The 22,884-nt window shown below is 72.1% G+C and carries 22 protein-coding genes; 17 read left to right on the forward strand and 5 right to left on the reverse strand.

All coding sequences use genetic code 11. The features are described 5' to 3' along the window. The first annotated feature begins 88 nt into the window (after positions 1 to 88). The gene (locus ABEA43_RS41415; protein WP_345570867.1) at positions 89 to 487 is read left to right on the forward strand and encodes a VOC family protein; all 399 of its coding nucleotides are present in this window, start codon (positions 89 to 91) and stop codon (positions 485 to 487) included. Between the two features lie 12 nt (positions 488 to 499). Here ABEA43_RS41415 and ABEA43_RS41420 read toward each other — a convergent pair whose 3' ends face one another. Then, a complete protein-coding gene (locus ABEA43_RS41420) occupies positions 500 to 1,492 on the reverse strand; it encodes a DMT family transporter (protein WP_345570868.1) in 993 nt (330 codons plus the stop codon). Between the two features lie 614 nt (positions 1,493 to 2,106). Between ABEA43_RS41420 and ABEA43_RS41425 the strand changes: the two genes are divergently transcribed. The 10 genes from ABEA43_RS41425 to ABEA43_RS41470 are packed head-to-tail and all read left to right on the forward strand — an operon-like array spanning position 2,107 to position 12,528. Then, the gene (locus ABEA43_RS41425) at positions 2,107 to 2,874 is read left to right on the forward strand and encodes a GntR family transcriptional regulator (protein ID WP_345570869.1); all 768 of its coding nucleotides are present in this window, start codon (positions 2,107 to 2,109) and stop codon (positions 2,872 to 2,874) included. A 21-nt stretch (positions 2,875 to 2,895) separates the two neighbouring features. Continuing rightward, the gene (locus ABEA43_RS41430; RefSeq protein WP_345570871.1) at positions 2,896 to 4,182 is read left to right on the forward strand and encodes an ABC transporter substrate-binding protein; all 1,287 of its coding nucleotides are present in this window, start codon (positions 2,896 to 2,898) and stop codon (positions 4,180 to 4,182) included. Beyond that, positions 4,179 to 5,111: a carbohydrate ABC transporter permease gene (locus ABEA43_RS41435; RefSeq protein ID WP_345570873.1), complete on the forward strand. Its 933-nt coding sequence runs from the start codon at positions 4,179 to 4,181 to the stop codon at positions 5,109 to 5,111. The genes ABEA43_RS41430 and ABEA43_RS41435 overlap by 4 nt, the downstream gene beginning before the upstream one ends. Then, the gene (locus ABEA43_RS41440) at positions 5,108 to 5,908 is read left to right on the forward strand and encodes a carbohydrate ABC transporter permease (RefSeq protein ID WP_345570874.1); all 801 of its coding nucleotides are present in this window, start codon (positions 5,108 to 5,110) and stop codon (positions 5,906 to 5,908) included. Before ABEA43_RS41435 ends, ABEA43_RS41440 begins: the two co-directional genes overlap by 4 nt. After that, the gene (locus tag ABEA43_RS41445) at positions 5,905 to 8,013 is read left to right on the forward strand and encodes a GH36-type glycosyl hydrolase domain-containing protein (protein WP_345570876.1); all 2,109 of its coding nucleotides are present in this window, start codon (positions 5,905 to 5,907) and stop codon (positions 8,011 to 8,013) included. The genes ABEA43_RS41440 and ABEA43_RS41445 overlap by 4 nt, the downstream gene beginning before the upstream one ends. Further along, positions 8,010 to 8,861, forward strand: coding sequence for an ROK family protein (locus ABEA43_RS41450; protein WP_345570878.1), 852 nt, complete (start codon positions 8,010 to 8,012; stop codon positions 8,859 to 8,861). Before ABEA43_RS41445 ends, ABEA43_RS41450 begins: the two co-directional genes overlap by 4 nt. Then, on the forward strand, positions 8,858 to 9,622 hold the full coding sequence (locus ABEA43_RS41455; RefSeq protein WP_345570880.1) for a sugar isomerase domain-containing protein: 765 nt from the start codon (positions 8,858 to 8,860) through the stop codon (positions 9,620 to 9,622). Before ABEA43_RS41450 ends, ABEA43_RS41455 begins: the two co-directional genes overlap by 4 nt. After that, complete coding sequence (locus tag ABEA43_RS41460) at positions 9,619 to 10,311, forward strand: SDR family oxidoreductase (protein WP_345570881.1); 693 nt, start codon at positions 9,619 to 9,621, stop codon at positions 10,309 to 10,311. The genes ABEA43_RS41455 and ABEA43_RS41460 overlap by 4 nt, the downstream gene beginning before the upstream one ends. Further along, positions 10,308 to 11,531 carry an FAD-dependent oxidoreductase gene (locus ABEA43_RS41465; RefSeq protein WP_345570883.1) on the forward strand — a complete coding sequence of 408 codons (1,224 nt, stop codon included), beginning with the start codon at positions 10,308 to 10,310 and terminating at the stop codon, positions 11,529 to 11,531. The genes ABEA43_RS41460 and ABEA43_RS41465 overlap by 4 nt, the downstream gene beginning before the upstream one ends. A gap of 34 nt (positions 11,532 to 11,565) precedes the next feature. Beyond that, positions 11,566 to 12,528, forward strand: a complete 963-nt coding sequence (locus ABEA43_RS41470; RefSeq protein ID WP_345570885.1) for a phosphotriesterase family protein — start codon at positions 11,566 to 11,568, stop codon at positions 12,526 to 12,528. A gap of 4 nt (positions 12,529 to 12,532) precedes the next feature. On the opposite strand, the gene ABEA43_RS41475 is transcribed toward ABEA43_RS41470, so the two are convergent. Beyond that, on the reverse strand, positions 12,533 to 13,360 hold the full coding sequence (locus ABEA43_RS41475) for a poly(ethylene terephthalate) hydrolase family protein (RefSeq protein ID WP_345570887.1): 828 nt from the start codon (positions 13,358 to 13,360) through the stop codon (positions 12,533 to 12,535). 77 nt (positions 13,361 to 13,437) lie between these two features. Here ABEA43_RS41475 and ABEA43_RS41480 point away from each other — a divergent pair, with 77 nt between their 5' ends. Both ABEA43_RS41480 and ABEA43_RS41485 read left to right on the forward strand, forming a co-directional pair. Continuing rightward, positions 13,438 to 14,748 (forward strand): M28 family peptidase, encoded by a 1,311-nt coding sequence (locus tag ABEA43_RS41480; RefSeq protein WP_345570889.1) that lies wholly within the window; start codon positions 13,438 to 13,440, stop codon positions 14,746 to 14,748. 32 nt (positions 14,749 to 14,780) lie between these two features. Beyond that, the gene (locus ABEA43_RS41485) at positions 14,781 to 16,037 is read left to right on the forward strand and encodes a ferritin-like domain-containing protein (RefSeq protein ID WP_345570891.1); all 1,257 of its coding nucleotides are present in this window, start codon (positions 14,781 to 14,783) and stop codon (positions 16,035 to 16,037) included. A 143-nt stretch (positions 16,038 to 16,180) separates the two neighbouring features. Here ABEA43_RS41485 and ABEA43_RS41490 read toward each other — a convergent pair whose 3' ends face one another. Further along, on the reverse strand, positions 16,181 to 18,796 hold the full coding sequence (locus tag ABEA43_RS41490) for an ATP-binding protein (RefSeq protein WP_345570892.1): 2,616 nt from the start codon (positions 18,794 to 18,796) through the stop codon (positions 16,181 to 16,183). Positions 18,797 to 18,965: 169 nt separating this feature from the next. Between ABEA43_RS41490 and ABEA43_RS41495 the strand changes: the two genes are divergently transcribed. Then, complete coding sequence (locus ABEA43_RS41495; protein WP_345570893.1) at positions 18,966 to 20,021, forward strand: class I SAM-dependent methyltransferase; 1,056 nt, start codon at positions 18,966 to 18,968, stop codon at positions 20,019 to 20,021. A gap of 39 nt (positions 20,022 to 20,060) precedes the next feature. Next, positions 20,061 to 20,447: a Rid family detoxifying hydrolase gene (locus ABEA43_RS41500; protein WP_345570894.1), complete on the forward strand. Its 387-nt coding sequence runs from the start codon at positions 20,061 to 20,063 to the stop codon at positions 20,445 to 20,447. Positions 20,448 to 20,455: 8 nt separating this feature from the next. On the opposite strand, the gene ABEA43_RS41505 is transcribed toward ABEA43_RS41500, so the two are convergent. Beyond that, positions 20,456 to 21,154: a hypothetical protein gene (locus ABEA43_RS41505; RefSeq protein ID WP_345570896.1), complete on the reverse strand. Its 699-nt coding sequence runs from the start codon at positions 21,152 to 21,154 to the stop codon at positions 20,456 to 20,458. Positions 21,155 to 21,213: 59 nt separating this feature from the next. Continuing rightward, positions 21,214 to 21,630, reverse strand: a complete 417-nt coding sequence (locus tag ABEA43_RS41510; protein WP_345570898.1) for an HIT family protein — start codon at positions 21,628 to 21,630, stop codon at positions 21,214 to 21,216. A gap of 114 nt (positions 21,631 to 21,744) precedes the next feature. Between ABEA43_RS41510 and ABEA43_RS41515 the strand changes: the two genes are divergently transcribed. Both ABEA43_RS41515 and ABEA43_RS41520 read left to right on the forward strand, forming a co-directional pair. Then, positions 21,745 to 22,305 carry an RNA polymerase sigma factor gene (locus tag ABEA43_RS41515; protein ID WP_345570900.1) on the forward strand — a complete coding sequence of 187 codons (561 nt, stop codon included), beginning with the start codon at positions 21,745 to 21,747 and terminating at the stop codon, positions 22,303 to 22,305. A gap of 50 nt (positions 22,306 to 22,355) precedes the next feature. Next, complete coding sequence (locus ABEA43_RS41520; RefSeq protein WP_345570902.1) at positions 22,356 to 22,844, forward strand: peroxiredoxin family protein; 489 nt, start codon at positions 22,356 to 22,358, stop codon at positions 22,842 to 22,844. Positions 22,845 to 22,884: the final 40 nt, after the last annotated feature.

A 22,884-nucleotide genomic window follows, 5' to 3' on the forward strand; every position in this document is an offset into this window, starting at 1 on the left:
CGAATTCTCCTACAGATACCGGGCGGGTTCTGTCCAGTATTCGGCGTAACGTCTGGTCAGCAGCATTCACCGGCCAGGAGAGCACCTCATGAACTTCATCTCGATCCGCATCATCACGGGCGACGTCGCCCGCCTCGTCGGCTTCTACGAGCGCGCCACCGGCGTACGGGCGACCTGGTCCAACGAGGACTTCGCCGAGCTCAGCACCACATCGGCCACGCTCGCGATCGCCGGCGCCCGTACCGTCCCGCTGTTCGCGCCCGGCTCGGCCCGCCCGGCCGACAACCGCAGCGTCATCCTCGAGTTCCTCGTCGACGACGTGGACGACGTGCACCGGAACCTGACCGGCTTCGTGCGGGACTTCGTCAACGAGCCCACCACGATGCCCTGGGGCAACCGCTCGCTCCTGTTCCGCGATCCCGACGGCAACCTCGTCAACTTCTTCACCCCCGTCACCCCGGCGGCCATCGAGAAGTTCGCCCGCTGACGACGCGACGGGCTACAGCAGCATGGCCCGGCTGAGCCTGCTCTCGGCGGGTACGGCCTTCGTGGCGCGGAGGCGGACGACCAGGAGCACGCCGGCGAGGATCAGGGCGAACCCCGCGACCTGTCCCAGGGGAGGCCATTCCCCGCGCGCCGCGTACACGTAGCCGAACCCGGCCACCGTCTCGATGTTGATCAGCATGCCGGCGACCGTGGGTGGCAGCCGGGCCGCGGCGACGTTCCACAGGCTCGTCGCCGCCCACGACACCACGACGCCCAGGACGAGCACCGCGACGAGGAACGCGGCCAGGCTCGGCGGCCGCCCTGACGGCTCGGGCGCGAGCTGACCCGACAACGCGGCCACGGGTAGGGCCGCCAAGGTGATGGCGCCGGTGCCGAGACCGATCACCGTGGACCAGCCGCCGCCGGGCACCTCGGGGTGGCGGCTCAGGAACCGCGCGTTGGCCAGGCCGTACCAGGTCCACAGGAGGACGGCGCCCACGACGGCCAGCAGGCCCAGGACCGCCGGCCCGAGCGACCGATCCGCTGCGGGGCTCGCGCCGCCCAGGGCCAGCACGTTCACGATGACCAGGCCGGCCGCCACGAGCGTCGCCGGCAGGACGAGCGAGCGCCAGCGGTAGGCCCGCGACAGCGCGTTGCCGAGCAGCGCCACGGTGACGGGGAGACAGCCGATGACGATGCTGGCGACCGGCGCTCCGACGAGCTCGATGCCGATGACGAGCAGGAGGTAGTACAGGATGTTGCCGGTCAGCGCGAACGCCAGCGCGACGCCCCAGTGCTGCCGCAGCAGGCGCCACAGGGCGCGCCCGTCCAGCGCGAAGAGCACCACGGACACGGCGCCGTAGGCCAGATACCGGCCGGCCGTCACGGCCACCGGGCTCCAGCCGGGCAGCAGCACCGGTATCAGGAACGCCAGCCCCCAGATGAGGCCGGCCGCAGCGCCTGCGGCGGTGCCCGCTGTCCGCTCGCGACGGGTCGGACTTCTCATGGAAGCGCTCGCTACCCCGGAAAGGGGGGCCGCGATCGTCCGCTGCCTCCCGCGTGGGCACGGAAGCGAACGAGAAGAGTTCCCGAAGACCCGGCTGCGACGCTTCTTCGCGTCATCGAGCGAAGGCAGGGTCTTCATGCGGAACAAGATCTTGAGCGTGCTGGTCCCGGCGACCGCCCTGGCCCTGGCAGCATCACAGCGGGAGAAGCTTGCTGTGAAGGGGACCCATGGAATCGGAGGCGCGGTTCGCGCTTCTCGGGCCGGTGTCGGCCAATGGGCCTGACGGGCCGATCGCCCTGGGCGGCGGCGACGGCGACCGCGAGGCGGCGGCGCACCGGGCCGGCCAGGCCCTGCGGCTGTGCCGGCAGATCGGGCACGCACCCTGTGCGGGCAAGCTCGCGCCGTTGCTGGACGCGTCCCCACGACAACCGCCGGCACCGACGACGGGCACGGTCGTCTCAGGGCGTGCCGAACCAGCGGGAGAGTCCGTGCCCGCACCGGCGCCCTCAGCCCTTGGGCTTCTCCCCTGGTCTGATTCCAGGTCGCGGCGGTTGACACCCTCTCCATGCGCGAGGAAAGATACGGTCGTCCGTACAACTTAGGGCGGGGACCACATGACCGACTGGGAACGCAGGCTGGCGCTCGATCCGTCTGCCGCGGTGCCGCTCTACTACCAGCTGCGCGAACGCCTGCGGGCGGTGATCCGCGACTGCGAGCCCAACACGATGATCCCCGCGGAGAAGGACCTGATGGTCTACGCGGGCGTCAGCAGGGCGACGGCCCGCCGGGCGATCGGCGACCTGGTCCAGGAGGGGCTGCTGGTGGCCAGGCAGGGCAGCGGCACCTACACCGCGCCGCTGGCCGTGACGCCGGAGCTGGGATCGCGGCCGGTCGGGTTCACCGAGACGATGGCGCGGCTCGGCCGCAGGCCCACGACGCAGTTGCTCAAGGCTCACCTCCAGCCGGCCGGGCCGGATGTCGCGGTCGCGCTCGGGGTGCGGGAGCACGAGAAGGTCGTCTTCGTCGAGCGGCTGCGCCTGCTCGAAGGCGTGCCCTGCATGGTGGAGAGCGCCCACCTGCCCGTCGAGCTGGTCCCCGGCATCCTCGACGAGGATCTCACCGGCTCCCTGTACGACCTGCTGCGCACCAAGTACGGTCTCACGCCCGCGAGCGGCCGGGAGACCATCGGCGCGGTCAACGCCGACTACCGGCTCGCCGAGCTGCTGCGCGTGCCCATGGCCGCGGCCCTGCTGGCAACGGCCCGCAGCACCTGCGCCGAGAGCGGGACCGCGCTCGAATACACCATCCGGCATGCCCGCGGCGATCTCACCGTGTTCTCCGTGGAGCTCAACGACGCCAAGAACGCTCTCATGGGCCACTGACCCCCTATCGGAAGGTCGAGCATGACCAGGTTGACGCGCCGTGACTTGCTCAGAACCGCCACACTCGCCACGGCATCCGGCCTGCTCGCCGCCTGCGGCTCGGACCCGGTCGACGCCGTGCCCGCCGACGGGGTGCCGCGGGGGAAGATCTCCGTCTGGCTGCACCAGACCAAGGCGTACGACAAGGTGTTCAACCCGCTGCTGCACCGGTACGTCCAGGAGTTCGGCGGGGTGGACATCACCCCCCTGTACGTGCCGGTCGACAAGCTCGACGCCAAGCTGCTGACCGCGTTCGCCGGCGACGTCCCGCCCGACCTGTTCAAGGTCGGCGGCTGGACCATTCCCGGCCACGCGCGCAAGGGCCGGCTCACCCCGGTCGTCCCCAAGGCCATGGGCGTGGCCGACGAGAAGGCGCTGGTCAGCACGTACGACGAGCATGCGATCGGCTCGCTGTCCTACGACGGCAAGCTGTACGGCGTCCCCGTCGACTACACGATCTGCTACCTCTACTACCGCAAGGACAGATTCGCTGAAGCAGGGCTCGATCCGGACAAGCCGCCCACCACCTGGGAGGAGGTCGCCGAATACAGCAAGCGGCTGACCTCGGCAGACGGCAAGAAGGTCGGGCTCCAGTGGATCCTGGGCAACCCGCAGTGGACGCTGATGCAGCTGCTCGCCCTGGTCAAGGGCAAGGGCGGCACGATACTCAGCCCCGACGCGAGCAAGGCCACGCTCGCCACGGACGCCGGGGTCGAGGCGCTGCGCTACTACGGCAGCCTGGGCAACCCCAAGCTGTCGAACCCGCTGTCCGGGTTCGGGCTGTTCGCCACCGGTGAGGCGGCGATGCTGGTGTCCGGGCTGTTCGCGATGGATCTGTTCCCGTCGCTGAGCGCCAAGCTGACGTTCGGCAAGGTCTTCGACATCGCGCCGATGCCGCGCTGGGAGTCGGGTCAGCCGGTCGCGCCCGCGTACACGTGGGGGTGGGCGGTCGCCGAGCAGTCCAAGCTCCAGTACACCGCGTGGCACTTCATCGACTATCTCCAGCGCGAGGAGGTCGCCGCCACGCAGCTCAAGGACGCCAGCCTGCTCACGCCGGTCAAAGGCTGGGAGAAGCTGCGGGGAGCCGACCAGAAGGCCATCGACATCATGGCGGCGTCCGCGCCGTACGCCGACTTCGGGCCCCAGACGCCCGTCTGGAACGAGATGGCCAAGTCGCTGACCGACGCCGCCGACGCGGTGGCGTTCGGCAAGAAGACGCCGGAGCAGGCGGCGGCGGACTTCGACCAGGCGATGCGGATCGCCCTGTGACGACGTCCTTAGGCGCGCCCGCGCGACGGCTCGGGCCGCGTGCCGTGCGGCGGTCCGGCAGCGGGCAGCGGCAGGCGGAGGCGCGCGCGGGTGGCCTGCTGGCGCTCCCCGCCGCCCTCTACTTCCTGGTCTTCTGGGTCGTGCCGTTCGCCTCTGCCGTCTACCTCAGCTTCACCAGCTACGACTTCGCCGGCACGCCCGAGTGGACGGGCCTGGACAACTACCGCAGGATGCTGGACGACCCCGGCTTCTGGAACTCGGCCACGGTCACCGCCGTCTACACCGCCGCCTCCGTGATCCCGTCGGTCGTGCTCGGCCTGGCGATAGCCGTGCCGCTGAGCAAGCCGGGCCGCTACAACGCCTTCCTCCGCGCGCTGGTCATGATCCCGGCCGCGATGCCGCTGGTGGCCACCTCGCTGACCTGGTCGGCGATCTTCGCCGACAGGGGCCTGGCGAACGCGCTGATCGGGCTGGTGGGCGTGGAGCCGAAGCCGTGGCTGACCGACGAGGGGCTCGCGCTGTGGGCCCTGGTGATCATGACGACGTGGAAGCACCTCGGCCTGTTCGTGATCATCCTGACCGCGGGCCTCCAGGGGCTGCCGCTGAGCGTCTTCGAGGCCGCCGGGATCGACGGCGCGGGACCTTTGCGGATGTTCTACCGCATCACGCTGCCACTGCTGCGCCGCACGTTGCTGTTCGTGGTGGTCATCGCGGTGATCGGGGCGATGCAGTCGTTCGTGCCCGCCTTCCTGCTGACCAAGGGCGGACCGGCGGGGGCGACCGAGGTGCTGCCGCTCTACATGTGGGCGACCGGCTTCACGTTCGAGCGCATGGGCTACGCGTCGGCGATCGCGATGGTGCTGCTCGTGGCCATGCTGGCGCTGTCGTTCACGCAGTTCCGCGTGCTGCGGGGAGGCGATGACGAGTGAAGATCCTCCGCGGTACGGTGCTGACGCTGGTCGTGGCCGTGATGCTGCTGCCGGTCTACGCGATGTTCGCCGTCTCCTCGGCCTCGGACGCCGACGACCTGGGCGGGCTGTCGTTCGACGCCGCCCAGCTCGGCGCGCACGTGGCGACGCTGTTCGGGCAGGGCGGCTTCCCGCTCTACCTGCGCAACAGCCTGATTCTCTCGCTCGGCGTCGCGGTGCTGGAGGTGATCCTCTCCTCGGCCGCGGGATACGCGCTCGCGCAGCTCCGCTTCCCCGGCAGCCGGGCGTTGTTCGCGGTGATCGTGGGGACGCTGTCGCTGTCGCCGATCGTGGTGCTCGTGCCGATGTACCTCATCGTCAAGGCGCTGGGCTGGATCGACACCTTCCAGGGCATGATCGTGCCGTTCATGATGAGCGCCTTCGGGGTGTTCCTGGTGCGCCAGTTCGCTCTGGCGCTGCCGCGTGAGCTGCTGTCGTCCGCGCGGGTGGACGGGGCGGGCGAGCTGCGCATCTTCCTGCGCGTCGGGGTGCCGCTGCTGCGGCCGGCGTTGCTGACGCTCTTCCTGCTGCAGTTCCTCGCGCAGTGGGACAACCTGCTCTGGCCGCTCATCGTGGCCAACGATCCCGGGCTGTGGCCGCTGCCCGTGGGGCTGTCGCAGCTCCAGACCGAGTACGACTTCAGCGCCGGCCTGGTGGGCACCGCCGCGCTGGTCACGGCGCTGCCGCCGCTGGCGCTGATGTTCCTGCTGCAGCGCTACTACGTGGCGGGGCTGACGCTGGGAGGACTACGCAAATGAGCACCTACGGGGTGTGGACGACGGCGTACGGGCTGCCGGCGTTCGCGTACACGCTGGACCAGGAGCGGGACGCGCGTGCCGAGTGGGATCCCGTGCTGGACCCGCCCACGCGACGGCACTTCGCGCACGTGGGCAACCGGCGGATCACGCTGGTGTCGGACAACTACGGGCTGAGCGACCTGTTCGACGAGCACACGGGCCTTCTGTGGCTGACGCGCGGGACCGGCGTGACCCGAGCCGGCGGGCTTTCCACCGATATTTCGGGATCTGAGCGGGTCTTTGGGCCTACCTTCGCCATCGTCCGGGTGGCCGACGATCGGGTGGCCCTGGAGCGCACGGTCCTGTGCCCGGAGGGAGAGCAGCCCTGGGTGCTGATCCGGCTGCGGGTGCGCAACCTGCTCGACGCGCCGGTGCGGCTGGAGCTGACCGAGGAATGGGTGACCGCCGCGGCCCGGGTCGAGCTCATCACCGGCGCCACCGCCACAGACGACCCCGGCCTCGAACTGGAGCTCCTCGGCGAGGCGGAGAGCCGCTCCGGGCCGGAGCCCGTCGGCGGAGCAGGGGCCCGATCCTGGCCGGAGCCCGTCGGCGGGTCCAGGACGCGGGGCGGGCGGCTGGAGGTGCCGCTGGAGCTGGCTGCGGGAGGCGAGCGAGTGCTGGACTTCCGCTTCGGCCTCCTGGACTCCGCCCCCAAGGCCGCGTCGTCCGAGCCGACGTCGCCCGAGCCCGCGTCGCCCGACGCCGCGGCTTTCGAGACCGCGTCGTTCGAGGGCAGCCTGGCGGCCCTGCGCGGCCGGCTGCCGCGCGCGGCCGCCGCCCAGGCGCCCGAGGCCGAGCGGGAGATCCCCTGGCACGCCGCCCTGCTCACCGGCGCGGCCTGCGCCGACGGCGTGCTCGGCGGCCACACCCTGGACCAGGGATCCTGCTACTCCTTCAGGCACGGCTTCAACGGCGCCGCCCGCGACCCGCTCCAGCACGCCCTCCCCCTCGTCTACATCGAGCCGGATCTGGCGCTCTCCGTGCTGCGCAACACATGCGCCTGGGGCGGGCCCGACGGCGACCTGCCCTATGCGCTCGGACCGGACAAGCGCCCCTGGACCGACCTGTTCCGCCCGTCGGACCAGAATCTGTGGGCCCTGTGGCTGGCCGCCGAGTACCTGAGCGCGACCGGCGACGAGGCCGCCTTCCGCGCGCCGGTGCCGTACCACCCGATCCACGAGGCCCCCGAGGTGCCGCTGCACGAGAACCTGCGCAGGCAGTTCAGGTTCCTCGCCGACGTGGTCGGACGGGGCGAGCACGGACATCTCCGCATACTCAACGCCGACTGGAACGACATGGCCATCAGCGAGAGCGGCGTGCCGCGCGAGGTGATGATCGCCCAGGGCGAGTCCGTGCTGAACTCCGCCATGGCCGCCTGGGTCCTGCCCCGCTACGCGACGCTGGCCGGGCGCCTCGGCGACGACTCGACCGCCGCCGAGGCCCGCAAGCTGGGCGAGGAGCTGCGCGACCTGGTCGCGGGCGAATGGAACGGACGCTGGTACCGCCGCGCGTACGGCCCGGGAGCGGTCGTCGGCGACGACGATCTGTGGCTGGAGGTGCAGCCGTGGGCCATTCTGTGCGGCGCCGCCCCACCTGAGCGGGCCGTGGAGCTGTTGCGCACGATCGAGCGCACTTCGGCCGCCGGCTCCCCGCTGGGCGCGCGGCTGCGCTGGCCCGCGCGCGACGCGTACGGGCCGGGCGGGGTCGGCACGATCTGGTACGCGATCAACATGACGCTCGTCTGGGCCGCCGCGGCGCACCTCCCCGAGCTGGCCTGGGACTGGTGGCGGCGGATGACGCTGGCCGCGCACACGGCCGCCTACCCGGACGTCTGGGAAGGCACGTTGTCGGGCCCCGACGCCTACCTCGCGCCCGAGACCGGCCGTCCAGGGCGTACGTGGGACCTGGCCGCCGTGGGCGTCGCCATGCAGGCCTACCCGGTCGCGAACCTGCACAGCCACTCCCAGCCGCTGCTGGCCTACCTGCGGCTGCTCGGAGTCGAGCCCTTCCAGCCGCCGCGCGGCGGCGCCCGCTTCGCCTCCCCGGTGCTGGAGGTCGGGCCGTGACCCTGCTCGGCATCGACGTCGGCGGCACCAACACCAAATGGGTGCTGATGGACGGGGACACGGTGACCCGGTCGGGCTCCGTCCCCACGCCGCCGGGGCCGGACGAGACGGTGAAGCTCGCGGCCTCGCTGGCCCGTCGCGTCGAGTCCATCGGGATCGGGCTCCCGGGGCACGTGGATCGCGACACCGGAACCGCGCTGTTCGTCCCGAACCCTCCGGGTGACTGGGACGGCTACCCCGTGGCCGCCCGGCTGCGCGAGCTGGCCGGAGCCCCGGTCTCCGTCGTCAACGACGCCCGCGCGTTCGCCCGCGCCGAGCTGGAGCTGGGCGCGGCCCGCGGGCTGGCCGACGTGCTGTTCGCGGTGCTCGGCACCGGCGTGGGCGGGGCCGTCGCGCTGCGCGGGGCCGTGCTCGCCGGGCCGCGCGACAACCTCGGTGAGATAGGCCATCTCACGGTCTCCCCCGGGGGACCGGCCTGCTGCTGCGGCAACGAGGGCTGCCTGGAGACGTTCGCCGCCGGGCCGGGCATCGTGCGGGCCGCCGGCTCCGGCACGGCGGCGGAGGCCGCCGAGGCGGCCAGGGCGGGTGACGGGCGGGCGGTCAAGGCGTTCGAGCGGGCCGGCTGGGCGCTCGGCGTGGCGCTGGGCGACGCCGCCTCGCTCCTCGGCGTCGGCTCGGTGGTCGTGGGCGGCGGGGTGGCCGGGGCGCTCGACCTCATGCGCTCCGCCCTGCGTGCCGAGCTCGCGCGGAGACGACCGTTGATCGGTGACATCGCGGTGCTGCCCGCCGTACTGGGCCCGATGGCAGGAGCCATCGGCGCCGCACTCTATGGGAGGAGATCGGGATGAAGTGGATCAGCCGCGCCATGGACCTGCTCGGTGAGATCGAACGGACACAGGAGGAGAACCTTGCCGAAGCCGCTCGCATCGCCTCGGAGGCCATCCTCGGCGGAGGAGTGGTGCATACGTTCGGCACCGGGCATTCGCGGATAGGCGTGGAGGAGATGTTCCCCCGTTACGGCTCCTATCCCGGCTTCCATCCCATCGTCGACCTGTCCACGACGTTCTACACCCAGGTGGCCGGCTCGAACGGGATGCGGCAGGCCATGTTCATCGAGCGCGTCGAAGGGCTGGCCGACGCGATCCTGGCCAACTTCGAGCTGCGGCCGAGCGACGCGGCCATCGTGTTCAGCGTGAGCGGGCTCAACGCCGTGCCCGTCGAGATGGCGATGGGCCTGCACAAGGCGGGCCTGCGGGTCGTGGCCGTGACCTCGATGAACGAGACCATGGCCGTCGAGCCCGGCCATCCCAGCGGGACCCGGCTCGCCGACCATGCCGACGTGGTGATCGACCTGCGCACCCCGGTGGGCGACGCGCTGTGCCAGGTCGAAGGGCTGGCCGAGCCGGTCGGGCCCGGCAGCACGGTGGCGGCCGTCGCCGTGGTCAACGAGATCAAGGTCCGCACGGCCGAGCTGCTGGTCGCGGGCGGCTGGACGCCGCCGGTGATCTCCAGCGCCAAGCTCGTCGGCGCCGCCCGCTCCGGCGAGCTGTTCGAGGCCGCCTATCTCGAACACGCCCGCCGCGCCGCGGCCGTGCTCAGGAAGCCATGAGCGCCGTCCTGGTGGCCGGCTCGGACGGCGGCATCGGCGGCGCGTGCATGGCGGCGATCGAGGCGGCCGGTACGAGCGCCTACGGCGTGGACCTGTCCGACGGCGTCGACATCACCTCGCCGGGCCAGGTCGAGAAGGCACTGGCCCAGGCCACGGCCCGGCACGGGCGGATCGCCGGTGTCGTGCACGCGGTCGGCATGTCCGGCAGGTCGCTCGGCGACGGCGGCGTGACCGAGTGCACCGACGAGGCCTGGCACGAGGTGCACCGGGTCAACCACGAGTCGGTGTTCCGGCTGCTGCGCGCGGCCATCCCCCTGCTGCCCGAGGGCGGCTCGATCGTGGTGATCGGCTCGGCGCTCGGCACGTCGGTCGACGACGACTTCCGCACGGTGGCCTACGCCTCGGCCAAGGGCGCGCTGATCCCACTGATCAGGACCGCCGCCCGCGAGGCCGCGCCGCGCGGCGTGCGGGTCAACCTGATCTCGGCCGGGCTCGTGGCCACGCCGATGAGCGTTCGTGCGCGTACGTCCGCTTCCGTCCAGGCCAGGCTGCCCGCGCTGATGCCGCTCGGCGGGGCGCCCTGCCGGCCGGAGGAAGTGGCGCAGGCCGTGGTGTGGCTGCTCTCGCCGTCGTCGGGGCGGACCACGGGCGCGGTCATTCCCGTCGACGGAGGGTGGCATCTGCGATGAACGTCCTGTGGGAAGGCGATGTGGTCGTCGCGGGTGGCGGCAGCGCCGGGTGCGCCGCCGCCGTCGCGGCGGTGCGCGCGGGCGCGTCGTGCCTGCTGGTGGAGCCGGCGGGCTTCCTCGGCGGCACCGGTGTCGCCGTGCTCGACACGTTCTACGGCTTCTACGCCCCCGGTCCGGTTTCGCGGAGGGTGGTCGGCGGGATCGGCTGGGAGGTGTGCGAGCGGCTCTTCGCCGCCGGCGCCGCCTTCGAGCGGCCCAACACCTACGGGGCCGGCACCGGCGTCACGTACGAGCCCGAGGAGCTCAAGCTCGTCTGGGACGAGCTCACCTCGGACGCGAGCGTGCTCCTGCACGCCAGGGTCTGCGCGTACGTGCCGGGGACCGGGGTCGAGGTGGAGACCGTGGCGGGCCGGTTCCTGGTCAAGGCCCGGGTGATCGTGGACGCGACCGGCGACGGCGAGGTGGCCTGGCGGGCCGGGGCCGCGCTGGAGCGTCCCGGCCTGCGGGCCCAGCCGATGACGGCCACGTTCCGGCTGGGCGGGGTGGACCTGTCCGCCACGAGCTCGGCCGAGCTGCACGCGCTGATGGCCGACGCCGATCTGCCCAGGCGCGAGGGATCGGTGCACAGGACCGTCAACGACGGGATCGTGCACACCAATCTGACCCGGGTGAGCGGGCTCGACCCGACCGACCCGTTCGAGCTGTCCCGCGCCGAACGTGAGGGACGTGCGCAGGTGCGCGAGTACGTCCGCTTCCTGCGCGCCAAGGTGCCCGGGTACGAGTCGGCGGTGCTGCTGAGCACGTCGGTACGGATCGGTGTGCGGGAGTCGCGACGCCTCATCGGGCAATATGTCCTGACTTCTGATGATGTATTGGCCGGGCGGGAGTTTCCGGACACGATCGCCCGGTGCGGCGCGCCCATCGAGGACCACGCCGCGGGATCGGCCACCCGATGGGAGTACGTGCGCGACTACGGGACCTACGGGATCCCGTACCGGTGCCTGCTGCCCGTCGAGGTCGGCGGGCTGATCGTGGCCGGGCGGTGCCTGTCGGCCACGCACGACGCCCATGCCTCCGCCCGCTCGATGGGGCAGTGCATGGCGATGGGGCAGGCGGCCGGGACGGCCGCGGCGCTGGCCGCACAGGCCGGCGCGGAGCCCGCGGCGCTGGACGTCGAGCTGCTGCGCGCCCGGCTGCGCGAGGAAGGGGCGCTCCTGTGACGGCGAGACCTCTGCTGGAGGAAGGGACGCTCCTGTGACGGCGGGACTGGTTCGCACGGTGCTGGGGGACGTGGACGCCCTCGGTGTGACCTATGCGCATGAGCACTTCTTCATGACCGGTGACTGGCCCGTCCGCAACGAGCCCGACTACCGGCTGGACTCCCTGGACGCGGCCGTCGCGGAGGTGACGGCGGCCCAGCGGCTCGGGCTGTCGGCGGCGGTGGAGATGACGCCGCTGGGGTTCGGCCGCAGCCCATCGCTGATGAAGGCGCTGGCCGAGCGGACCGGGCTGCACGTGATCGCGGTGACCGGCTTCCACAAGAGCGCCTACTACAGCGACGCCCACTGGCTGCACCACTACGCGCCGGAGGAGATCACCGAGCTGCTGGTCGCGGAGATCGTGCTGGGCATGGACGAGTACGGGCTGGTCGGGCCGCTGGTCCGGCGCTCGTCCGCCCGCGCGGGAGCCATCAAGATCGCGACCGCGTACCACGCGTTCGGGCGCGGGGTGCGGCGGCTGGCAGGCGCGGTGGCGCAGGCGGCCGTCCGCACCGGCGTGCCCGTCGTGACCCACTGCGACAAGGGCACGATGGGGCACGAGCTGCTGGACGCGCTGTCGGCCGGCGAAGTGGCGGCCGATCGGGTCGTACTCGGGCACATCGACCATAACCCCGATGCCGGATATCTCATCTCCTTGGCGGAGAGGGGGGCTTACCTGGCCTTCGACCGCCCCGGGCGGATCAAGTACGGGCCGGACAGCGAGATCGTCGCGCTCGTCGCGGAGCTGGCCGGGCGCGGGCTGGGGCATCGGCTGCTGTTCGGCATGGACCTGGCGCGGCGGTCGTACTGGCCCGGGCTGGGCGGCGGGCCCGGGCTGACGTACCTGCTGGAGCGGTTCGTGCCCCGGCTGGAGGCGGCGGGGCTGGGCGCGGTGGCCACGGCGGCGCTGACCGGGAACCCGCGCGCCGCCTTCGCGCTGCGCCCGGCCGGCGCGTGACGGCTCAGGGCAGGTTCTTCTCCACCTGGTTCTGCCAATCGGCGTTGGTGTTGATCTCGGGTGCCGCGCCCGCGAACGCGCCACGCGCGTACGTGTCGCCCTGGAGCTGGTACATCAGCCACGCCGTCACGTACCCGAGGAAACCGCCGCCCGTGCCCTGGATCGTGTTGTGCCCGGCGCCCTTGAGCAGCGCCTTGGCCGCCGCGCCCGGGACCTGGTCGTAGTACGTCTGGAGCGCCGAGTTGGGGGAGATGATCACGTCGGTGGACCCGCTGACGAACAGCACCGGGCAGGTCAGCTGGCCGACCGCGAAGCTGTCCCCCGCGCCCACCCAGACCGGAGCGGGCAGCGCGATGGGCACGACGGTGTCGATCAGGCCGCCGGACTTGGTGGCGGTGTTCACCGCGCCGCCCGCGCCCTGGGAGTGGCCGACCGCGCCGACCTTGGTCACGTCGAGCTTGCCGTAGAAGACGCTGGAGGCGTCGGCGTTCCTGGCGATCAGGTACTGGGCCGCGGCGATCATCTCGGACCCGGTCCCCGTCGTGGTGTCGGTGGAGGCGACCACGGCGAACCCCCAGGAGGCCAGCTGGCCGAGCAGCCCCGGATACTGCGTGGGCACCGCGTTGGTCCCGTTGCCCCAGGTGACGATCGGGTGCACGACGCCTCCGGCCCCGAGGTCGGCCGGGTAGTAGAGCTTGTACCCCGGCGCGTCGGCGGTCGCGACCGTCCACGGGCCGGCGACCTCGTAGTGCGCCTCGATGGTGTCCGCGGCCTGGGCCGGACTGGCCAGGACGCCCAGTAAGAGCGCGGCGATGAGCACGATCAGCTTCATACAAGCTCCCCAAATTTGTACGGATGACCGGAACTCTCGCTTCACAAGCAGGTCCTGTCAATGGTTGGATCGCAGGCATGGAGCACATTCCGTCCGCCGCCGAGATGCTCGGCTGGATCGAGACCGTCGTGGGGCAGGGCATCCGCCGCCCCGGCTACCCGGCGGACGCGTGGACCGAGCAGTGGCTGGCCGAACGCCTGTCGGGTTTCGGCCTGGAGGTCACGCTCGAACCGGTCGAGGTGCGGCGCTGGCGGCCGGGCGCCGGGCTGCTCCGCCTCGACGACGGGACCTCGTGGACCGGCCTGCCGCTGCCGTTCACGGCGCCGGCCAAGAGCCTGCGCGGCCGGATCGCGCGGCTGGCCGACGCCCGGCCCGGCGACATCGTGGTGGACGAGCTGACCTTCACCGAGCTCCCGCAGTCGTACGTCAAGACGCTCGCGACCTCGGCCTACGACCCCGAGGGCAGCTTCGGCACGCTCGTCCAGACGCTCCCGTTCGGCCCGCGGATGATGGAGGTCGTCGAGCCCGCGCTTGCGGCGGGCGCCGCGGCTTTCGTCGGCGCGCTGACCGGCCTCCCCTGGGACACCCGCGACTACTACGTGCCGTACGACGCGATCGAGCGCCCGATCCCCGGCCTGTGGCTGTCCGGCACGGACGCCCGCCAGTTGCTCGCCCGCCTCCCCTGCGAGGGAGAGCTGATCGCCGAGTCCGCCGTCGACACGGTCATCACGCACAACGTCGTCGCCACCCTCCCCGGCGGCTCCCCCCACACGGTCATCGTCGCCTCGCACCACGACGCCCCTTGGGCCTCGGCCGTCGAGGACGCCTCCGGCCTGGCCCTCGTCCTGGCCACCGCACGCCATTGGGCGCGCGTCCCGGCGGCGGAGCGCCCGCACAATCTGACCTTCCTCCTCACCTCCGGGCACATGGCCCACGCGGCGGGCACCCGGGCCTTCATCGACCGCCACCGGCCTGAGCTGGCCGATGTGGTGCTCCAGCTGCACCTGGAGCACGCCGCGCTGCGCTGCGAGGCGGTGGACGGCAAGCTCGTGCCGACCGCCGACCCGGAGGTCAGGTGGTGGTTCACGACGCGGGCACCCCAGCTGGAGCGGCTGGTCGCCACGACGCTGGAGGCGGAGGACCTGCGGCGCTCGTTCGTCCTGCCTCCGGACGTGTTCTCGCCGATGCCGCCCACGGACGGCGCGTTCTTCCATCCCGAGGGCGTGCCGCTGGTGCACTTCCTGTCGGCGCCGATGTACCTGTTCGACTCGGCGGACACGATCGACAAGGTCGACGTGGCGGGGCTGGAGCCGCTGGCCCGCGCGGCCGTCCGGATCGTGGCGGGCACCGCAGGCTGGACGCCGGACGAGCTCCGGATCACTCCATGACGGCCGTCGCCTTCTGTGTAATCGTGTAAGCCATGACTGCTGAGCCTCCCATCGTCATCGAGCACCGCGAGCACGTGTGGTACCTGCTGTACCAGGCCGCCCAGCTCGAGCACATGATCATGTGCCAGTACCTGTTCGCCGAGTTCAGCCTCAAGAGCGACGGCCTCACCGCCGATCAGCAGGCCGCGGTGGACCGCTGGCGGCAGGAGCTGCACGGCATCGCCGTACAGGAGATGCTGCACCTCGCCCTGGTGGCCAACCTGATGTCGGCCATCGGCGCCGCGCCCACCTTCAACCGGCCCAACTTCCCGCAGTCCTGCGGCCCCTTCCCACCCTCGATCCAGATGCGGTTGTTACCCTTCGGCGAGGCCGCGCTGACCCACTTCCTCTTCCTCGAACGACCCGAAGGCATGGAACGGGTGGACGCCGCCGGATTCATCGCCTGCGACCCGCCGCCCGAGCCCGTCGTGGCCGGCGAGATCTTCCCCCGGGCGCAGGAGTTCGCCACCGTCGGCCACCTCTACCGCGGCATCAGGGACGGTCTGACCGCTCTCGCCGCCCGCGTCGGCGAGGAGCAGGTGTTCTGCGGATCACCCGCGGCGCAGGCCACCGCGGAGTTGTTCCGCTGGCCGGAGATGGTGGCGGTGACCGATCTCAAGTCCGCGTGCGCCGCCATCGACGAGATCATCGAGCAGGGCGAGGGAGCCCAGGGCGACTGGCGCGAGGCCCATTACGGCCGCTTCCTGAAGGTCTGGGAGGAGTACACCGCGCTGCGCGCCGCCGACCCGGGCTTCGAGCCCGCCCACCCCGCGCTCGGCGCGTTCACCCGCCAGCCCTTCGACGTGCGCGAGCCGCAGCCGCTGATCGGCGATCCCGGCACGATGGTGCTGGCCGAGCTGTGCAATCTGGCCTACGAGGCCATTCTGTGGCTGCTCACCCGCTTCTTCACCCACACCGACGAGAGCGAGGAAGAGCTCGGCGTCCTGGTGGGCGCGGCGATCGCGATGATGGCGGGCGTCCTGCGGCCGCTCGGCACCGAGCTGGCCCGGCGGCCCGCCGGCCCCGCGCATCCGGGACGCACGGCGGGGCCGGCCTTCGAGATGTACTACGTCATGGACAACGTGGTCCCCTGGCGGGCGGCCGCCTGGACGGTGCTGACCGAGCGGCTCCACCAGATCGTCGGCAGATGCGCCCCGCACGCTGCCGGCGACCCGGTGATCGCCGCGGCCGCGGACCGGGCCAAGGCGGTGGCCGACGCCGTCGACGCCTGTGGCGCGCGCTACCGCTGATCCGGGGGATCCTGGAGCCGGGGGTCACGACTGCGTCCTCTCCATCGCGCGAGCGTCGAAGCGGTCCCCGGCGGACCGCGGCAGCCTGCTCTTGATCACTCGTTCGCTCAGCGTGCGCGGGAACTCTGCGCTCGCCGCCGTCATCACCGTAGGTCGAGGATGCCCAGGTCACGGGCGCGCGCCACGGCCTCCTTGCGAGTGCGGGCGCCCAGCTTCTCCAGCGCCGCCGCGACATGGCTGTCCACGGTGCGCACCGAGAGGACGAGGTGACCGGCGATCTCGGCGTTGGTCATGCCCTGGGCGAGGAGCTGGACGACCTCGCCCTGGCGTTCGGTGAGCCCGGCCGGGCTGATCCGGGTCGCGGGCGCCGGGCCACGCGGGATCCTGGCCACGCCGAGGCTCTTCAGTCGGGCCCGGACCAGCCGGGCGAGCGGTTCGGCCCCGAGCCCGTCGAGCAGGGCGAGCGCGGCTAATTGGTCGGCCGGCTCGGGGCTCTCGGCCAGGGCCGCCGCGTGCTCGTAGCGGCAGCCGGCCGCGCGCCACGTCTCGGCCGCCTCCCGCCACCGGCCGCGGGCGAGCAGCGCGTACGGATGGATCCGCCCGTCCCCGTCGGCGAGCAGCTGGTCCAGCCCGTCCCCGCCGACGGGGCGGCCCGCCCGGGTCAGCCAGTACGCCAGCTCCGCCCGGACGGCGGCCGTGCCGAACCGGCGGGCCAGCTCGTACGCCTCGGTCAGCTCGGCGACGGCGGCACCGGCGTCGCCGTCGAGCATGGCGGCCTCGGCCAGCCCGACGGCGGCCGGGCCCATCCACTGGCACTCGCCCAGCGGCACCGCGGTCCGCCACGCCTCGCGCAGCGTGTCCACCGCGCCGTGCTCGCCGCGGCGCAGCTGGGCACGGCCGATCACGGTCAGCGCGGCGCAGCGCACCGGCGGGGAGCTGTCGAGCGCGTACGCCGCGGCCGGCACGACCTGGTCCCAGTCGGCGGCCGCGAAATGCAGTGTCCCCAGCGCCACCTGCAGATAGCGCGAGAACATCACGAAATCCGAGCGCTCGGCGAACTCGATGCCCTCGGGGAGCCGGCGTCTGGCGTCGTCGAGCCGCAGTGCCTCCAGGTCGTGCAGGATGAGGTTCACGTAGGCCCGGCAGGCGTGCTCCGGCTCGTCGGCGTCGAGCGCGGTCCGCAGGCTCTCCTCCATCGTGGAGCGGGAGCGCGGGTCGCCGGTCACGGAGAACGCCATGGCGAGATTGTTGAGCGCGTGTGACAGGGTCCCCGGCGTGTCCTTGCCGAGCGCGATGGCCTGCTCGGCCACGCCGATGGCCTCGGTGCTCCGCCCCGCCAGCGCGTGCAGCTGTGCCTTGCCGCTGAGCGCCATCGCCAGCAGGTCGACGTCGCCGGCGGCGGTGAGGACGGCGATCGCCTCGTCGGCCGCCGCGTCCGCCCCTTCCGGATCGCCGGCCCACCAGCAGATCCGCGAGAGCCAGCGCAGGGAGGCCCCGCAGGCGCGCGGGTCGTCACCGCGCCGCAGCTCGACCGCGCGCCGCTGGGCCGCCAGCGTGTCGGCGGCCGGGGCGTCGACGGTGTAGCACTCGATGGCGTAGCCCTCCCACAGCTCCGCCTCGGCTCGCGGCTCGAGGATCGGGTGCTGGTCGAGCACCAGCCGCAGATGGGCCGCCGCCTCCCGGTGCGCCCCGGCCGCCGACGCCTCCCGGGCGGCGATCGGCCCGTACTGGAGGATGACGGCCGTGTCGCCCGCCTCGGCGGCGTGGTGCACGATCCTGGACACCTCAATGCCCGGCCTGGCCAGGAGGGCGGCGAGCACGCTGCGGTTCGCCGCCATCCGCCGCGCCGCCGGCATCGAGTCCGCCACCGCGCGGCGGGTGAGCTCGTGGCGGAAGCTCACCCGGCTCGGCGTGACGGCGAGCAGGCCGCGCTGCTCGGCCGGGGCCAGCGCGGCCGGGCCCGCCGGTACGAGCTCATCGATGAGCCAGCGCTGCACGGCCGACGGTACGACGGCGAGCCGTTCGAGGACCTCCAGCGTGGCCGGGTCGAGCTGCGCCACCCGGGCGTGGACGGCGTCCGCGATGGTCAGCGGCACCGCGGTCGCGTCACCGGCGGCCAGCACCTCGGTGACGAAGTACGGGTTGCCGGAGGTCACCGCGAAGACCTCGTCGGCGTCGACGTCCGCGGCGGCGCTCAGCCGGCGTACCGCGGCCACGGTGAGCCGGGCCAGGCGCAGCCGGCGGACCCGCCCGGCCCTGGAGGCCAGCCCGAGCAGTTGCCGCAGCGGATGGTCGGTGCGCAGCTCGTCGTCGCGGTAGGTCAGCACCAGCACCAGAGGCAGTTGCGCCGCCCGGCGGACCAGGTAGCGCAGCACGTCGAAGGTCGCCTCGTCGGCCCAGTGCACGTCCTCGACAGCGAGCACCGTCGGGTGGTTCGCCCAGCCGAGCTCGTCGCGCAGGGCCTCCAGCACCTCGCCCCGGTCGCCGCGCTCCAGCGCCCTGGTCAGTGCCGTGCCGACGCTGCCGATGAGGTCGCGCAGCGGGCCGAGCACCCGCGGCGTCGCCAGGTCGTCGCAGTAGCCGACGAGGAGCCGGCCCTCCGCCGGGAGCACCGTCCGGATGGCCTCGACCAGGCTCGACTTCCCGATCCCCGCCTCACCGGAGACGAGGATCACCGAACCGGCACCGTCACCGGCGTCGCGGGCGGCGCTGCCCAGCGCGGCCAGCTCGTCCTCGCGCTCCAGAATCGTCCTGCCCACTTCTCGCATTCTGGCACGCGGCACCGGCGCGAACGGGCTTCCCGCCGCCACCGATCCCGATATCGGTGATGCCGCGGCGCGGCCTAGGTAGCCGGCGCGGATGCCGCCGCGGCCGGACCGCCCTTAGAACTGGAGTGAAGGCTCACACGACGCGACAAAGGAGTGACTCATGGCGATCGACCAGGCACGGCTGACCGAGTTCATGAACCGATTCGTCGGCGATCTGGGCGCGACGATAGCGGCCGGCAACATCGTGGCCGGGGACCGCCTCGGGCTGTACCAGGCCCTCGCCGGCGGCCCGCTGCGACCGCACGAGCTCGCGGAACGTACCGGCACCGCACCGCGCTACGTCGATGAGTGGCTGCGCGGCCAGGCGGCCGGCGGCTACGTGGAGTACGACCAGGGGACGGGACATTACTCGCTCACCGAGGAACAGGCCTTCGCGCTCACCGATCCGGACGGCCCGGTCTTCGTCCCGGGGGCGTTCCAGCTCGCGGTGGGCGCGCTGCGCGCCGAGCCGGAGATCACCGAGGCGTTCCGCTCCGGCGCGGGGGTGGGCTGGCACGCCCACGACACCCAGGTGTTCGCCGGGTGCGAACGCTTCTTCCGTCCGGGATACAGCGCCAGTCTGATCAGCACGTGGCTGCCCGCGCTGGACGGGGTGGAGGCGAAGCTGCGCGACGGCGCGCTCGTCGCGGACATCGGCTGCGGGCACGGCGCCTCGACCCTCCTGATGGCGGCGGAATATCCGCGATCGATTGTGTACGGCTCGGACTACCACGCCGAGTCGGTCGAGGCGGCGCGCCAGCGGGCGGCGGAGCGCGGGCTGGACGGCCGGGCCCGGTTCGAGGTCGCCGGCGCGCAGACCTTCACCGGCGGCCCGTTCGATCTCGTGACGACGTTCGACGCGCTCCACGACATGGGCGACCCGCTCGGCGCGGCCCGCCATGTGCGGCAGCGGCTGGCCGACGGCGGCACCTGGATGATCGTCGAGCCGTTCGCCGGTGCGACCGTGGGCGACAACCTCAGCCCGGTCGGCCGGGTCTACTACTCGTTCTCGACGTTCCTGTGCGTGCCGAACGCGCTCTCGCAGGAGGGCGGCTACTCGCTCGGGGCCCAGGCCGGGGAGGAGCCGATGCGCCGGATCGCCACCGACGCCGGATTCGGCAGCTTCCGCCGCGTCGCCGAGACACCCTTCAACATTGTGTACGAGGCACGCGCATAGGACCTTTGGTGCACGTTTGACGGATGGAGAGGATCGGCGATGATTCGTCAGGAAGTCGCAACCGACCGGGCGCCGGGCGCGATCGGGCCCTACAGCCAGGCGATCATCGCCAACGGACTCGTCTTCTGCTCGGGCACGGCGGGCATCGATCCGGCCACCGGCGTCGCACCGGACGGCATCGAGGAACAGACCGAGCAGGCGCTGCGCAACCTTGAGGCGGTGCTCACCGCAGCAGGCGCGTCGCTGGCGACCCTGGTCAAGACCACCATCTTCTACGCGAACGTCGAGGACTTCGCCGCCATCAACGCCGTCTATGCCCGTTACATGCCTGACCCGCCGCCGGCTCGCTCGGCGCCGGGCAACGTCAGCCTGCCGCGCAACCTGCTCATCTCCATCGAGGCGATCGCCGTACTCGCCGGCAGCTGACCACGTGCTCAGCCCAGGGCCAGTCCGGCCAGCCGGCCGAGCCCCATCGCCGCCAACGACCAGGCGATGGCCAGCAGGATCGAGTAGCCGCAGCCGCGGACCCCGTCCACCCGCTTGGCTCGGCTGCCCCCTTCGCCGGGGCCGCGCCACAGCGGCCTCGGCTCCAGCATGAGGTAGAGAACCGCGCCGATCTGCCCGACGGTGAACAGCCAGAACCAGGCCCACCGATTGGCGAGACGCGGTGTGGAGAAGAGCATGGCGAAAAAGGCGAGCAACCAGGAGGCGGCGATCCACCAGCCGCCGGAAGCGTCGAAGGGCCAGTCGGGGAAGAGGCCGTCGCCGGAGGACTCCCCCACGGGTTCGCGCACCAAGGACGGCGGAACGAACGTGCGGCGCGCGTCGGCCATGAGGCGCGCGGTCGTGTACGCCCCTTCGGAATCGGCGATCCCGCCAGCCTCAACCTGCCGCCAGGCCAGCGGGGATTCCGACCACGTCAGGGACACCAGTTCGCCGGACTCTCTGGCCTGGTAGGTCACCCGGTCGACCTCCCCGGCCAGCACCGCTCCACGGAACTGTCCCAGCGTCCGCGAGGAGGGCGAGAAACGTGCGCTGACGATCACCAGGCCCGCGAGCAGGAGGAGCAACAGCACCAGCCGGACCACGAAACCCGCTCTGTGGAGGATGCGGGCGCGTAACTCAGAGTCCACGCCACATTCCTACCTCAATCGGACGGCCCGCGATCGCCTGCGAGACCGGATCCCCTCTTTCAGCGCCAGCCCCTGATCTCCTCGGCCAGCCCAGCGAGGGACTCGACCGGATGCACGACCTCCGTCCACGGCGGCGTGAGGTCGGTGAGCTCGAAACGGGGCACCACGTGGAGGTGGAAGTGGAAGACGCTCTGCCAGGCCGTCTCCCCGCTGGCGTGCCAGAAGTTCACCCCAGGAGCCCCGAGCGCGCCGGCGAGCCGCCGGGACACCTCGACCGCGGCCCGCATGACGTGCGCCGCCGTCTCCACCGGGATCTCCGCCAGGTCCCGGTGGTGCGCTCTCGGCACGACGAGCGCGTGACCCCTGGTGGCCTGGGCGGGGTTGAGGAAGGCGATGGCATGCTCGTCCTCGTGGATGGTCTGCGAGGGCTCGGCGCCGGCGACGATGCGGCAGAAGACGCAACTCATGACCGGCATGATCACAGCGTGCCCGGCCGGTGCGCAAAGGCGAGCCGGCTTGAATTCAGGTGAATCCTTTCGCGGGGTGAGCGCCTCTTATGGGGTGAATGGCCGCACTGGAAGGAGATGGGGATGGGTGAGGAGGGCGCAGGCGTGACCGACCGCTCTTGGGCGAGCGCGCAGCTCATCAGGGCCGCGCAGGCTGGTGACCACGAGTCGATCATCGCGGTGCTCGACGGCGCCCACTCGCACGTGCGGCGCTTCGCGATGCATCTGTGCGCGTCCCCGCAGGATGCCGAGGACGCCGCGCAGGAGGCGCTGATCATCCTCTACCAGAAGATCGGCACCCTGCGGGCCACCGGAGCGCTGGCATCGTGGATGTTCCGGATCGTCAGGAACGAGTGCCTGCGCCGCACCCGGCTGCTGTTCGAACGCCATGACGCCGAAGCCGATCCGGTGACGTCAGCCGAGGACGAGGCCCTCCGCCGCCTGGAAGCCGAGCTCGTCGCGCAGGCGATCCAGGAGTTGCCGGACGTTCAGCGCAGAGTATTGATCATGCGGGACGTGCTGGGCCACCCCGGGCGGAGGGTCGCGGCGGCGCTCGGCCTGAGCAACGCCGCGATGAAGTCCCACCTGCACCGGGCCCGCAACAAGGTCCGGCTCAGCTTGGGCGACGTGACCGGCCCTGCCTGACCTCTCTAGGCCGTATTTCCCTGACCCGAGATTGAAGAGGAAGTTCCGCCATGCTCCAAACCGGATCGCCCGCGCCCGACATGCTGCTGGAGGACACCGACGGCCGGCCCGTCCGCCTGTCCGACTACCAGGGCGAGCAAGCCGTGCTGATCTACTTCATGCGGTCGGTGTCGTGCCCGGTCTGCAACAGGCACGTCCAAGACCTCGGCCGGCGCCGCGAGGAGTTCGCGGCCGACGACGTTCAGGTGCTGGTCGCGGTTCCCGAGGACCGTCAGGCGGCGGCCACGTGGAAGACCAGGCGCCAGGTCCCGTTCCCCGTCCTCGTGGGCCGCCGGGGCACCCCGCACGAGACGATCGGCCTGACCAGAAAGGTCTTCGGCTCGCTGCAGCAGTCAGGCAGCGTCCTCATCGATGCGCAGGGCATCATCCGCCACGCTCACGGCGCCACCATGCCCACCGGCGGCTACGACAAGAAGGGGATCGCCGCGGCCGTCCGGGGTCTCCGCGCCCTGCCCAGCTCGGGGGACGTGCCCCGCTGACGCCCGCCCGGCCGGCGGCGGCCGGGCGTCCAGGCGCCCG

Source organism: Nonomuraea rosea (genome assembly GCF_039539705.1).
Classification (GTDB): domain Bacteria; phylum Actinomycetota; class Actinomycetes; order Streptosporangiales; family Streptosporangiaceae; genus Nonomuraea; species Nonomuraea rosea.